This is a genomic window from Flexivirga alba (assembly GCF_042661025.1).
Classification (GTDB): Bacteria; Actinomycetota; Actinomycetes; order Actinomycetales; family Dermatophilaceae; genus Flexivirga; species Flexivirga alba.
Genome location: NZ_JBHSWH010000001.1, coordinates 160,972 through 173,000 on the forward strand (window position 1 = coordinate 160,972; position 12,029 = coordinate 173,000).

Here is a 12,029-nt window from a genome sequence, read left to right on the forward strand (position 1 = left end):
ATCAAACCTGGGAGGACTGCCACTATGAGCAAGCGCCGACCCAGCAACCCGATTCCGGCCGTCGACAGACAAGAGGAGTCGTCGGATGCCCACCTCGAGTCCGACGCACCATCACCGCTGACCGCCGAGCGCGCGGTGGATCAGAACCCGAACACCGGCATCGACCGGGCCGGCGTGATCAGCCACGCGCTGAAGTGGACGGCAAGCTGGTCGCTGCGGTTCATCATCGTCGTCGCGGCCACGTGGCTGGTGCTGAAGGTCCTCGGCATGTTCTGGTCGGTCCTGCTACCGGTCGCGATCGCATTGCTGGTGACCACCGTGCTGTGGCCGCCCGTGCGGTGGATGCGCGCGCACAAGGTGCCGCCCGCCCTGGCTGCCCTCGGCGGTCTGCTACTGGCCGCCGTTGTGGTCGGCGGCATCATCACCGCGGCGGCGCCCACCGTCACCTCGCAGTGGGGCGATCTGGTCAATCAGTCGGTGGCCGGCGTCAACCAGCTGCGGGACCAGTTGCAGAACGGGCCGCTGCACATCCAGCCCGCTCAGATCGACCAGGCGACGACGAGCATCACCGACCGGCTGAAGTCCAGCGGGGACCAGATCGCCACCCAGGTCCTGAGCGGCATCACGCTGGCCGGCCAGGTGTTGATCGACGGCGTGGTCGCGCTGATCCTCACCTTCTTCTTCCTCAAGGACGGGCCGCGTTTCCTACCGTGGGTGCGAGTGTCGGTCGGCCGTGGCGCGGGCGCGCACCTGACCGAGGCACTGACCCGGGTCTGGAACACCCTGTCCGGATTCATCCGTACCCAGGCGATCGTCAGCGCCGTCGACTCGTTCTGCATCGGCATTGGGCTGGTCGTGCTGCAGATTCCCCTGGCAGTGCCGTTGGTGGTGCTGACCTTCTTCGGCGGCTTCATCCCGATCATCGGCGCCTTCGCCGCCGGAACCGTCGCCGTGCTCGTGGCGCTCGTCGCGGGCGGTGTCAGCAAGGCCGTCATCGTGCTGCTCATCATCATCGCTGTACAGCAGATCGAAGGGCATGTGCTGCAACCGCTGCTGCAGAGCCGTTCGATGTCGCTGCATCCGGCGATCGTGCTGTTGTCCGTCGCCTTCGGCGGCAACGAGTTCGGCATACCGGGTGCGTTCTTCGCCGTACCGGTGGCTGCGTCGGTCGCCGTCCTGTGGCGATATCTGTCGGAGCAGATCGACCTGCGCACCGGTGACGCCCGAGCAGGCGATCTGACCTCCGTCACGGCCGAGGGTGAGTATGCCGCGGAGGCCGGCGAACGCCACGGCCACGTGCTGGCCCGGTTGCACCACAAGGACTGACGTCGGTCAGTTCGGCAGGCGCCCGGTGATCCAATCCACCAGCGGGCGTGCCGACTCCCAGTCGGACCGCACCCGGTCCAGCAGTTGCGAAGTCCGCACGAACGCCGCGAACTGGTAGTCCTGCGAGACCACCAGCGACCGCTTGCGCAGCAGGTCGATGCGCGGGTGGTCTTTGGCGTAACCACGCGGCACGGTCTTCAGCTCGTCGCCACCCAGCTCCCAGCCGCGGTTGACGAGGTCGTCGATCAGTCGCTGCAGTTCGGCACCCGCAGGAGAGTCGATGCCGGACCTGATCAGTTTCAATGCCGCCGCGTCCGCGTGATAGCAACCGGCCGCCGCACGCACACCTGCGGCCGAAACCTCCAAATACCAGCCGGTCGCGGTTCCGGCCGTGATGAACAGCCCCTGATGCGTTTTGTATGGCGACTTGTCCGCCGAGAAGCGCAGGTCCCGGTTGGGCCGGAAGAGTTTCGCGGGACCGAAGTCGTCCTCGAGCTCCCTCGCGATCGCCGCCATCGGCGCACGGACCGACTCGTCATACGCCTGCTTGTGTGCGTTCCAGAAGGTCTTGGAGTTGTCGGCCTCGAGATCGTCGTAGAAGTCGAATGCCGCCTCGGGGATGCCGGTGAATGCCACGCCCCGATCCTAGGAGGGCCGTGCCGACTCTCGGCAAAGGTGGCCGAGTGCCGGAGGAGCGGGCGGGGTCCCCGCGAAGTATTCGGAGGAGCGCAGCGGGGGAGAAACTTCGTGGGGTGCCGGAGCGGGGGAGGTGTATCGAGGCCCCGAGTCCTAAATTAGGTTAGGCTTACCAAGCCGCCGAACGAGAGGATGACGACCGTGAGCGTGGCCGTCGAGGTGTCGCCCTACCGGATGTTCCCGGCCCGCCTGACCCGCCGCGAGCGCCGCTCGCCGAGTCTGGTCCGACTGACTTTCACCGACCCGTCGTTCGCCGGGTTCGCGGACCGCGGCTACGACCAGCGCATCAAACTGGTGGTTCCCAAGCCGGGCGGACTCCCCCTCCGCGAATTCCCGACCGGCCCGGACTGGTGGTCGGTATGGCGCGACCAACCCCTCGAGGACCGCGCCTTCATCCGCACTTACACCGTCGTCGCCGTTCGCCCCGGTGCCGAGGAGATCGACGTCGACTTCGTGGACCACGGCGTGACGGGACCCGGGTCGCGCTTCGCGATCGAAGCCGCACCCGGCGACGAAGTCATCGTCTTCGGACCGAACGCCGACTTTGACGGTGACGCCGGCGGCCTGGAGTTCCGCCGCGAATACGCAGGGGCAGCAACGCAACTCGTCGTCGGCGACCTGAGCGCACTGCCGGCGATCAACGGCATCGCGACACGGCTACCCGCCGACGCCGAGGGGCTGATCTGCATCGACGTGCCGCACGCGGAGGATGCTCGTGGCATCGAAGCGCCGGCCGGGGTCGACATCGTGTGGTGCGTGACCGACCGCGGCGACGACCAGGTCGCCGCGGTGCGCGACTGGCTGACGTCATACGGCCCGCTCGCCACCGACGACGCGCGAACGACGGTGATCGACGACGGCGCGGTAGAGGCCTACTGGGAGGTGACCGACCCGAAGGCGACCATGAGCGACACACCGGCGCTGTCCGCCTGGATCGCCGGCGAGTCGAGCCGGGTCCGCGACCTGCGCAGGCTGCTGGTCAACGACTTCGACGTTCCGCGCGGCGCCGTCTGTTTCATGGGCTATTGGCGCGACGGCGTCGCCGGTTCGTGAACGTGACGCGGTTCACAAACCGGTTACCAGCCAGTAAGTTCGGCGCATGAAGATCTCTCAGCAGTGGACCCTGAACTCGACCCCCGATGAGGTCTACGCGAACTCGATCGACCCTGCCTACCAGGACGAGATCTGCGTGGAAGCCGGTGCCCTGAGCTACCACAGCGAGGTCGCGGAGAAGAGCGCCGGGCACACGGTCACCGTTCAACGGATCATGCCGTCCGGCGACGTGCCCGACCTGGTCAAGAAGATCGTCGGCGACAAGGTGGACGTCACCCAAGTGATCACCTGGGGCGAGCGCCAGGCCGACGGCAGCCGCGAAGGCACCCTGGACATCGCGTTCAAAGGCCAGCCGATCAGCATGAAGGGCACCGCTTCGTTGTCCCCCGATGGCGATGGGACGAAGGTCGACGTCACCGCGGACCTGAAGGCCAAGATCCCGATCGTCGGCGGCAAGATCGAGAAGATGTCGGCCCCGGAGATCATCAAGGCCATCGGCGCCGAGGAGCGGGTGGGCAAGCGGCACGCCGACGCGAACTAGTCCTCCGCGACCCGCATCGGTGTGCCGTCCGTGATGCGCACGAGGTCGTCGAAACTGATCGGGAAGACGCTGTCGGGGCTGCCCGCGGCCGCCCAGAGTTCGTCATACGCCTGCAGGGTCTGGTCGATGATCGTGCGCAACGGTGCCGGGTGACCGATCGGTGACACTCCCCGATCGGCTGCCCGGTGACTTCCTTGACGAACTTGGCGCGGGCCATCTCGACCGGCATACCGAGTTCGTGGGACAGCAGCTCGGTGTCGACGCGGTGGGCGCCACTGGTCATGACCAACAACGGCTCGTCGCCGGCCAGGAATACCAGGCTGCTCGCGATCGCGCCGGGCTCACAGCCCAGTGCCGCGGCCGCTTGCGCGGCGGTGTGACTGGACTCGGGCAACACCCGGACCTCGCCGTTGCACCCGGCTTCGGCGAGCGCGCGTGCGATGGCGGCAGTGCGTGCAGAAGGCTGAGCGGACACGGGTTTCCTTTCCGGGGAACGTGATTCGCCTGTCCAGCGTATGCCGAACCCTCGATCGATCCCGTCCAGGCCTGTCCAACGGCGTCCCGACGGCGTATAAATGAAACGAACTAGTTTCATTTGATCGGGCAGGTTCGCGTCCGGCAACCAGCCGGCCCAGCCCGACAGGGAGGTTCCGATGTCCCAGCAACCCCGTGCGCAGAAACTGCGCTTCCAGGGTGCGGTCAACCGCGTGATGCGCACACTTCTCCGCGTGCCGATCATCAGCAAACTCCCCGGTCAGCGGCTGGTCCTGCTGGAGATCGTCGGTCGACGCTCCGGGAAGCATTTCGAGTTGCCCGTCGCCTACACGCGACAGGGGGCCGACCTCCTGGTCGGCACGCCATTCGCCTGGGGGCGCAACTTGAGCACCGGCGACACCATCGACATCGTGCTGATGGGCAAACCCCAGCAGGCCGCCGTCGTCGCATACACCGACCACGACGGCGTCATCGAGGCGTATGGCGCCATGTGTCGCGACAACAAGGCGTTCGCGAACTTCAACAAGGTCGGCATCGACAAGCAGGGCACGCCGGACCCGGCGGATCTGGAAGCCGCGTGGAAGGCCGGTGCGCGTGCGTTCCGATTGACACCGCACGTACCGTAGCCGCTCAGGTCACCGGCACGGACCAGTCACGGCTGCCGGCACACGTCGGATCGGGTGAGGAAGCGGTAACCGGTCGGCCCCTCGAGTGAGAAGCCGGCCCCACGCCCCGGCACCAGATCGATGGTGAGCTCGGTATGCCGCCATACGGCGTATTGCTCGCCGGAGATGTAGACCGGCACGGGGTCGTAGCCTTCGCCGATCGGTAGGTCCCCGAGGTGCACGTCGCGCTGTCCCAGTCGGTATTCGCCGTCCGGGTAACACATCGGCGACGACCCGTCGCAGCAGCCTCCGGACTGGTGGAACATCAGCTTCCCGTGGTCATCGACGAGGCGGCGCAGCATCTGTGCCGCCTCGTCGGTGACGGCCACACCCCGGCGACCTCCTCGGCGCCGGGGGCATTCCTCTGCTCAGTCATTTTTAGAAGAAGCCCTGCTTGCCTTCGGCATACGAGACCAGCAGGTTCTTGGTCTGCTGGTAGTGGTCGAGCATCATGGCGTGGTTCTCGCGACCGATGCCGGACGACTTGTAGCCTCCGAACGCAGCGTGTGCGGGGTACTGGTGGTAGGTGTTCGTCCACACTCGACCGGCCTGGATCTCCCGACCCGCGCGGTATGCCGTGTTGGTGTCGCGCGACCAGACGCCGGCTCCGAGCCCGTAGAGAGTGTCGTTGGCGATGTTGATCGCGTCGTCGAATCCGTCGAACTCGGTCACCGACAGGACGGGCCCGAAGATCTCCTCCTGGAAGATCCGCATCTTGTTGTTGCCGGCGAAAATGGTTGGTGCCACGTAGTATCCGCCGGACAGGTCGCCGCCGAGGTCGACCCGCTCGCCACCGGTGATGACGCGCGCACCCTCCTTGGTGCCGATGTCGATATAGGACAGGATCTTCTCGAGCTGGTCGTTGCTCGCTTGGGCGCCGATCATGGTCTCGGTGTCCAGTGGGTTTCCCTGCTTGATCGCCTTCACCCGCTCGGTGCCGGCGGCCAGGAACGAGTCGAAGATCGGCTTCTGGATCAGTGCACGGCTGGGACAGGTGCAGACTTCGCCCTGGTTGAGCGCGAACATCGCGAAGCCCTCGAGTGCCTTGTCGTAGAACGCGTCGTCCTTGGCGGCCACATCGTCGAAGAAGACGTTCGGGCTCTTGCCGCCGAGCTCGAGAGTGACCGGAATGAGGTTCTCGCTGGCGTACTGCATGATCAGCCGGCCGGTCGTGGTCTCCCCGGTGAAGGCGATCTTGCGGATCCGGTTCGAGGACGCGAGCGGCTTGCCCGCCTCGTCGCCGAAACCGTTGACAACGTTAAGGACTCCCGGCGGCAGCAGATCGCCGATCAGCTCCATGAGAAGCAGGATCGATGCCGGCGTCTGCTCCGCGGGCTTGAGCACGACGCAGTTACCGGCGGCCAGTGCGGGCGCCAGCTTCCAGGTCGCCATCAACAGCGGGAAGTTCCACGGGATGATCTGACCCACGACGCCCAGCGGCTCGTGGAAGTGATAGGCGACGGTGTCGTCGTCGATCTGGCTGAGGTGACCCTCCTGCGCCCGGATAGCGCCGGCGAAGTAGCGGAAGTGGTCCACTGCGAGGGGCAGATCAGCGGCAAGCGTCTCGCGGACCGGCTTGCCGTTGTCCCACGTCTCTCCGACCGCCAGCATCTCGAGGTTCTGCTCGATGCGGTCGGCGATCCGCAACAGGATGTTGGACCGTTCGGTGACCGAGGTCTTGCCCCAAGCCGGCGCGGCCGCCCAAGCGGCATCAAGCGCCTTGTCGATGTCGGCCGCGGTCGACCGGGCGACCTCGGTGAAAACCTTGCCGTTCACCGGCGATACGTTCTCGAAGTACTTGCCGGTCACGGGCGGCACCCATTCGCCGCCGATGAAGTTGTCGTAGCGGGACTTGTAGGAGGCGAGGCTGCCTTCGTCGCCCGGCCGCGCGTAAATCGTCATTCTGCGTGTCCTCCTGGGATTCCTTTCCGAGCATCGTCGCCCGGCATGTGACGCAGATTACGTTTCGCAACGTTGCACGAACGTTGCGCGCAGCTCAGGACCCGCGCAACCGGTTGACACGCGCGGCGACGGTGTCGCTGCGCGGGGAGCGTGGGCCCATCAACGCTTCAGCAGCCTCCCAGAGCTGCAGGTCGTCACGCCCGAACGTCGTGTCGGCGAACCGCAGCAAAAGGTCTGAATCGCCATGCTTCAGAATCGAATTGCGCATCCGCGCGTGCAGCTGCTCTCGGATCTGTATGACGGCCGGCGCTTCCGAATCGGGCAGCACCGGGCCGGTGTAGGCGCCGACGGCCCGACCCACCCGTCCGCGGTCCAGATGGTCGCGAACGACCGCGATGTCGCTGCGAACGTCGCCCGCGAACCGATAGGGCCGCGACAACAGCAGCCGCGAAGGCAACAGCGCGCGCAACCGGGAGATCTCGGCCCGCAACGTCACCGACGGCCGGTCCTCGTCGCTGAGAGCGACCGCAAGCTGGTCGGCCGTCATACCGTCCGCTGACTCGGACAGCAGCAGGAGCAGTTCGCTGTGGCGCAGCCCGAACTTGCGGACGCTGTCCCCACTGGACAGCGTGGCACCGCCACCGCCCAGCACCGTCAGCCGGTGTCCCGCGGCGACGCCCGCGGGGTCGTGACGCGCCATACCTGAGGTGAGACGGGCGATGCGCAGCTGCGCTTCGACCGCGGCGACGGTGGCGCCGACGAGAGCGAAACTCTGTGGCGTCGACGCGTCGTCGGCACCGGTGAGATCGAGCGCGCCGAGCATCGCGCCGGTGTCCGGGTCGTGGATCGGTGCCGCCGAACAACTCCACGGCGTGACCTGACGTGCGAGATGCTCGGCACGGTGGATACGGACCGCACGATCGACCGCGAGTGCGGTGCCCGGCGCATTCGTGCCGACCGCCTGCTCGGTCCAGTCCGCTCCGGGGAGGAAGAGCATGCCTTCGGCACGGCGGCGCAACGCGCTGTCACCTTCGACCCACAGCAGCCGCCCGGCAGCATCGCTGACCGCGACCAGCAGCCCTGCCTCGGCGGCGCTCTGCGTGAGCAGCGAACGGATCAGCGGCATCGACGCGGCGAGCGGATGTTGCTCCCGCAGGGCCCGAAGGGCGTCATCGGCCAGTGGCTCCTGCCGTAACTCCGCCTCGGGGTCGAGCCCGTCTGAGAGGGACCGCAGCCAGGACTGGTAGACCTCGGGCCGGACCCGTTCGGCGGTGCGCTGCTCCAGAAAGGCCTCGCGCGCCCGCTCCGCACCACGTCGGTCGTCCTGCGGTGAGCGAGATCGCGAAAGCCCCATCGCCCTACGGTAGCCGGGCAGGCTGCATTCCCTCAGTGATCGCACCCATCACCGAGTCGTCGGCAAGGGTCGAGACGTCACCGACCTCACGGTCTTCGGCGACGTCGCGCAGCAGTCGCCGCATGATCTTGCCTGAACGCGTCTTGGGCAGCTCGGACACGACCAGGATGCTGCGCGGCCGGGCGATGGCACCGATCCGCGCCGAGACGTGCTTGCGCAGTTCGTCCACGACATCGCCGCCGCCACCGTCGGCGCTCGTACGCAGGATGACGAACGCCACCACTGCCTGCCCGGTCGTCACGTCAGAAGCACCGACGACGGCGGCCTCGGCAACCTTCGGATGTGAGACCAGCGCGGACTCGATCTCGGTCGTCGAGAGGCGGTGACCGGAGACGTTCATGACGTCGTCGACGCGGCCGAGCACCCAGAGGTCACCGTCCTCATCCTTCTTGGCGCCGTCACCGGCGAAGTAGACGCCCTTGAAACGGGACCAGTAGGTGTCGACATAGCGCTCGTCATCACCCCAGATGGTCCGCAGCATCGCCGGCCATGGCTCCTTCAGCACGAGGTAGCCACCAGAGCCGTCGGGGACCGACTCCCCCGCATCATCGACGACATCGGCGACCACCCCAGGTAGCGCGTTCATCGCCGAGCCGGGCTTACCACTGGTCACGCCGGGAAGCGGGCTGATCATGATCATCCCGGTCTCCGTCTGCCACCAGGTGTCGACCACCGGGGTCTTGCCGCCGCCGATCGTGTCGCGGTACCAGACGTACGCCTCCGGGTTGATCGGCTCGCCGACCGATCCGATCAGCCGCAGCGATGTCAGGTCACTCTTCGCCGGAATCTCGGCACCGACCTTCATGAAGGTGCGGATCGCCGTCGGGGCGCAGTAGAGGATCGTCGCCTTGTACTTCTCGACGATCTCCCACCAACGGCCCGGGTGCGGGGTGTCCGGCGTGCCTTCGTACATGATCGACGTCGTGCCGTTGGCGAGCGGCCCGTAGACGATGTAGGAGTGTCCGGTCACCCAACCGATGTCGGCCGCGGTCCAGTAGACGTCGGTCTCCGGCTTGATGTCGAAGACCGACCAGTGGGTGTATGACGTGCCGACCAGGTAACCGCCGGTGGTGTGCAGGATGCCCTTCGGCTTACCGGTCGTGCCCGAGGTGTACATCACGTAGAGCGGGTGCTCCGCGTCGAACGCCTCCGCCGTGTGCTCGGTCGACTGCTTGCCGACGACGTCGTCCCACCACAGGTCGCGGCCGTCGGTCCAGTCGACGTCCTGGCCGGTTCGCTTGATCACCAACACGTTTCGGACGTCGGGGCATTCCTTGACCGCCTCGTCGACCGCCGGCTTCAGCGCCGAGGGCTTGCCCTTGCGGTTGCCACCATCTGCAGTGATGACGATCTCCGCCTGGCAGTCGGTGATCCGGTCGCGCAGCGCCGACGCGGAGAACCCGCCGAAGACGACCGTGTGCGGCGCGCCGAGACGCGCGCAGGCGAGCATCGCCACGACCGTCTCGGGGATCATCGGCAGGTAGATCGCGATGCGGTCACCGGTTTTTACGCCGAGCTCGATCAGCGCGTTCGCGGCCTGGCAGACCTCGTCCTTCAACTGCGAATACGTGATCGTGCGAGTGTCGCCGGGCTCACCCTCGAAGTAGTAGGCGACCCGGTCGCCGTTGCCGGCCTCGACGTGCCGGTCGAGACAGTTGTATGCCGCGTTCAGCTTGCCGCCGACGTACCACTTGGCGAACGGCGGGTTGGACCAGTCCAGCACGTCGGTGAACGGCGTTTCCCAGGTGATCCGCTCTGCCTGCTTCGCCCAGAAGCCCAACCGGTCGGCGTCAGCCGCGGCATACGCATCGGCCTTGAGGTTGGCCGCGGCGGCCAGGTCGGCCGGCGGATCGAATCGCCGAGTTTCGTGCAGCAAGTTGGACAACGTGGTCTGCGCCATTGAGCTTCTCCAGGGTGGGTCGATGTGATGCGGCACACACGGTAGATGGCCCTACGTTGCGACAACGTTGCGACCTTCGGCGGGGCCTGACTCGAGAGTCAGACCCCCAGGTAGCCGTGCAGAGTCCGCAGTGCCTGCTCGAGCACGGTCGAGAGGTCCGTGTCGTCGTTCGAGAGCCATTCGCCATACCCAGCCATCGAGAGCGAAAGTGCCACCTGGCTGGCCGTCTGCGGCAGCAGTGCGGATGGGTCGGAACCCGTTCTCTCCGCGACATATTCGGCGATGACGTGCCGCCAATCGGCGTACCGCAGCACCGAGTGCGCCTGCAGCTCCGGCGTCGTCAGGATGAGCCGCATCCGGACGCGGTGCTCGGCCATCGCCTCGGCCGGGAATCGGTTGAACTCGATGACGGCGAGGTGGACCGCCTCGTGCAGCGGGCGGTCGTCGAACGTGCGCAGCGTGTTGCGGAACTCGTCGAGCGTGTCGTCGAACTGTCCCCAGGGGATGTCGTTCTTCGATCGGTAGTAGCGCAGCAGCGTCCGTCGACCGATGCCGGCGGCCTGCGCAATGTCCTCCAAAGTCGTTCCGACGAAACCCTTTTCGGCGAAGAGGCGGAAGGCGACCCGCTCGATCTCGGCGTGCGACGTCACGACGGGTCGCCCGACTCCAGGGCGCGGCGACGTCGTGGTCATGGCTGCCAAAGTACCCCATCTCTTCCATTTTGACCCTGAGTGCCATTATTGTGGTCCCGATCACATTCGAGGAACGACGTGGCACGCCGACGAAGGATGAACCGATGAAACTCGCGAACCCCTGGAAGCAGAACCCCTGGTTCGAAACGGTCGCCGTGGCACAGGAACGCGCACGCAAGAGGCTGCCCGCTCCCGTGTATGGCGCCCTGATCGCCGGGTCCGAGCGTGGCCAGACCGTTGAGGACAATCAACGGGCTTTCACCGAGCTCGGGTTCGCGCCGCATGTCGCCGGTCACCGGCCGGAGCGCTTGATGGGCCGCACAGTGCTCGGCCAAGAAGTATCGCTCCCGGTCCTGATCAGCCCCACCGGGGTGCAGGCCGTCCACCCCGAGGGCGAGGTCGCTGTCGCGAAGGCGGCGGCCAGCCGCGGCACGGTCATGGGGCTGTCCAACTTCGCGAGCAAGTCGGTGGAAGAAGTGACGGCGACCGGCGCACCGACCTTCTTCCAGATGTACTGGACCGGTCAGCGCGACGTGATGATCCAGCGGATGCAACGTGCCCACGCCGCAGGCGCACAGGGCCTCATCGCCACCCTGGACTGGTCGTTCTCGATGGGCCGTGACTGGGGCAGCCCGGAGATCCCGGAGAAGGTGGACCTGAAGACCATGGTCCGCTTCGCGCCGAAGGTTGCCACCAAGCCGCGCTGGCTCTGGGAATTCGGCAGGACCGGCACGATCCCCGATCTCACGACGCCGAATCTGCAGGCGCCGGGTGGCGAGGCGCCCACCTTCTTCGGCGCCTACTACGAATGGATGACGACGCCGCCCCCGACGTGGGAGGACGTCGCCTGGATGGCTGCTCAGTGGAAGCAACTCAGCGGAAAACCCTTCATTCTCAAGGGCGTCTACCGAGTCGACGACGCCCGCCGCGCTGTCGATGCCGGCGTCGACGGCATCTCGGTGTCGAACCATGGCGGCAACAACCTGGACGGCACTCCGGCGACGATCCGGGCGGTTCGACCGGTCAGCGACGCAGTGGGTGGCCAGATCACCGTGCTGCTGGACGGCGGCATCCGGCGGGGCTCCGACGTGGTGAAGGCTCTTGCACTCGGCGCCGATGCAGTCCTCATCGGCCGCGCCTACCTGTGGGGCTTGGCGGCCAATGGTCAGGCGGGTGTCGAGAACGTGCTGGACGTGCTGCGCAGTGGCATCGACTCGGCGCTGCTCGGCCTGGGTCTCGCGTCGATCGACGAACTGCGGCCGGAGCACCTGCTGATCCCGGACGGATTCGACCGTGCAGTCGCTGCATCCCTTGCCTCCGTGTGAGGACCCCGACGCCCAGCGGT

At 66.7% G+C, this 12,029-nt stretch carries 11 protein-coding genes and 1 pseudogene; 5 read left to right on the top strand and 7 right to left on the bottom strand.

Annotated elements, in window-relative coordinates; all coding sequences use genetic code 11:
• Positions 1–24: 24 nt before the first annotated feature.
• Positions 25–1,326: an AI-2E family transporter gene (locus ACFQDH_RS00730; RefSeq protein WP_382397536.1), complete on the top strand. Its 1,302-nt coding sequence runs from the start codon at positions 25–27 to the stop codon at positions 1,324–1,326.
• A 6-nt stretch (positions 1,327–1,332) separates the two neighbouring features.
• Here ACFQDH_RS00730 and ACFQDH_RS00735 read toward each other — a convergent pair whose 3' ends face one another.
• Positions 1,333–1,962, bottom strand: coding sequence for a DUF2461 domain-containing protein (locus ACFQDH_RS00735; RefSeq protein WP_382397538.1), 630 nt, complete (start codon positions 1,960–1,962; stop codon positions 1,333–1,335).
• Between the two features lie 192 nt (positions 1,963–2,154).
• On the opposite strand from ACFQDH_RS00735, the gene ACFQDH_RS00740 reads away from it, so the two are divergent.
• Positions 2,155–3,075, top strand: coding sequence for a siderophore-interacting protein (locus ACFQDH_RS00740; protein ID WP_382397540.1), 921 nt, complete (start codon positions 2,155–2,157; stop codon positions 3,073–3,075).
• 46 nt (positions 3,076–3,121) lie between these two features.
• Positions 3,122–3,616, top strand: coding sequence for a DUF2505 domain-containing protein (locus ACFQDH_RS00745; RefSeq protein ID WP_382397542.1), 495 nt, complete (start codon positions 3,122–3,124; stop codon positions 3,614–3,616).
• Here ACFQDH_RS00745 and ACFQDH_RS00750 read toward each other — a convergent pair.
• Positions 3,613–4,355: pseudogene (locus tag ACFQDH_RS00750) on the bottom strand (YbaK/EbsC family protein). The gene ACFQDH_RS00745 and the pseudogene ACFQDH_RS00750 sit on opposite strands and share 4 nt — an antisense overlap.
• Here ACFQDH_RS00750 and ACFQDH_RS00755 point away from each other — a divergent pair.
• Positions 4,270–4,737, top strand: coding sequence for a hypothetical protein (locus ACFQDH_RS00755; protein ID WP_382404937.1), 468 nt, complete (start codon positions 4,270–4,272; stop codon positions 4,735–4,737). The pseudogene ACFQDH_RS00750 and the gene ACFQDH_RS00755 overlap by 86 nt on opposite strands.
• 26 nt (positions 4,738–4,763) lie before the next feature.
• Here the strand turns inward: ACFQDH_RS00755 and ACFQDH_RS00760 are convergent, their stop codons facing one another.
• The 5 genes from ACFQDH_RS00760 to mftR all read right to left on the bottom strand — a co-directional run bounded on the left by ACFQDH_RS00760 (position 4,764) and on the right by mftR (position 10,684).
• Positions 4,764–5,078: a DUF779 domain-containing protein gene (locus tag ACFQDH_RS00760; RefSeq protein WP_382404780.1), complete on the bottom strand. Its 315-nt coding sequence runs from the start codon at positions 5,076–5,078 to the stop codon at positions 4,764–4,766.
• A 76-nt stretch (positions 5,079–5,154) separates the two neighbouring features.
• On the bottom strand, positions 5,155–6,678 hold the full coding sequence (gene adh / locus ACFQDH_RS00765; RefSeq protein WP_382397544.1) for an aldehyde dehydrogenase: 1,524 nt from the start codon (positions 6,676–6,678) through the stop codon (positions 5,155–5,157).
• Positions 6,679–6,772: 94 nt separating this feature from the next.
• Complete coding sequence (locus tag ACFQDH_RS00770; RefSeq protein ID WP_382397546.1) at positions 6,773–8,032, bottom strand: sigma-54-dependent transcriptional regulator family protein; 1,260 nt, start codon at positions 8,030–8,032, stop codon at positions 6,773–6,775.
• A 4-nt stretch (positions 8,033–8,036) separates the two neighbouring features.
• Positions 8,037–9,992, bottom strand: a complete 1,956-nt coding sequence (gene acs, locus ACFQDH_RS00775; RefSeq protein ID WP_382397548.1) for an acetate--CoA ligase — start codon at positions 9,990–9,992, stop codon at positions 8,037–8,039.
• Positions 9,993–10,090: 98 nt separating this feature from the next.
• Complete coding sequence (mftR, locus tag ACFQDH_RS00780; protein ID WP_382397550.1) at positions 10,091–10,684, bottom strand: mycofactocin system transcriptional regulator; 594 nt, start codon at positions 10,682–10,684, stop codon at positions 10,091–10,093.
• A gap of 104 nt (positions 10,685–10,788) precedes the next feature.
• On the opposite strand from mftR, the gene mftD reads away from it, so the two are divergent.
• On the top strand, positions 10,789–12,009 hold the full coding sequence (mftD, locus tag ACFQDH_RS00785; protein WP_382397552.1) for a pre-mycofactocin synthase MftD: 1,221 nt from the start codon (positions 10,789–10,791) through the stop codon (positions 12,007–12,009).
• The last annotated feature ends 20 nt before the right edge of the window (positions 12,010–12,029 follow it).

Coding starts and splice junctions, on each gene's coding strand:
- ACFQDH_RS00760 (WP_382404780.1), bottom strand. CDS start 5,078: ATGCTGCGCCGCCTCGTCGATGACCACGGGAAGCTGATGTTCCACCAG.
- adh (WP_382397544.1), bottom strand. CDS start 6,678: ATGACGATTTACGCGCGGCCGGGCGACGAAGGCAGCCTCGCCTCCTAC.
- acs (WP_382397548.1), bottom strand. CDS start 9,992: ATGGCGCAGACCACGTTGTCCAACTTGCTGCACGAAACTCGGCGATTC.
- ACFQDH_RS00755 (WP_382404937.1), top strand. CDS start 4,270: ATGTCCCAGCAACCCCGTGCGCAGAAACTGCGCTTCCAGGGTGCGGTC.
- mftR (WP_382397550.1), bottom strand. CDS start 10,684: ATGACCACGACGTCGCCGCGCCCTGGAGTCGGGCGACCCGTCGTGACG.
- mftD (WP_382397552.1), top strand. CDS start 10,789: ATGAAACTCGCGAACCCCTGGAAGCAGAACCCCTGGTTCGAAACGGTC.
- ACFQDH_RS00740 (WP_382397540.1), top strand. CDS start 2,155: ATGACGACCGTGAGCGTGGCCGTCGAGGTGTCGCCCTACCGGATGTTC.
- ACFQDH_RS00770 (WP_382397546.1), bottom strand. CDS start 8,032: ATGGGGCTTTCGCGATCTCGCTCACCGCAGGACGACCGACGTGGTGCG.
- ACFQDH_RS00745 (WP_382397542.1), top strand. CDS start 3,122: ATGAAGATCTCTCAGCAGTGGACCCTGAACTCGACCCCCGATGAGGTC.
- ACFQDH_RS00730 (WP_382397536.1), top strand. CDS start 25: ATGAGCAAGCGCCGACCCAGCAACCCGATTCCGGCCGTCGACAGACAA.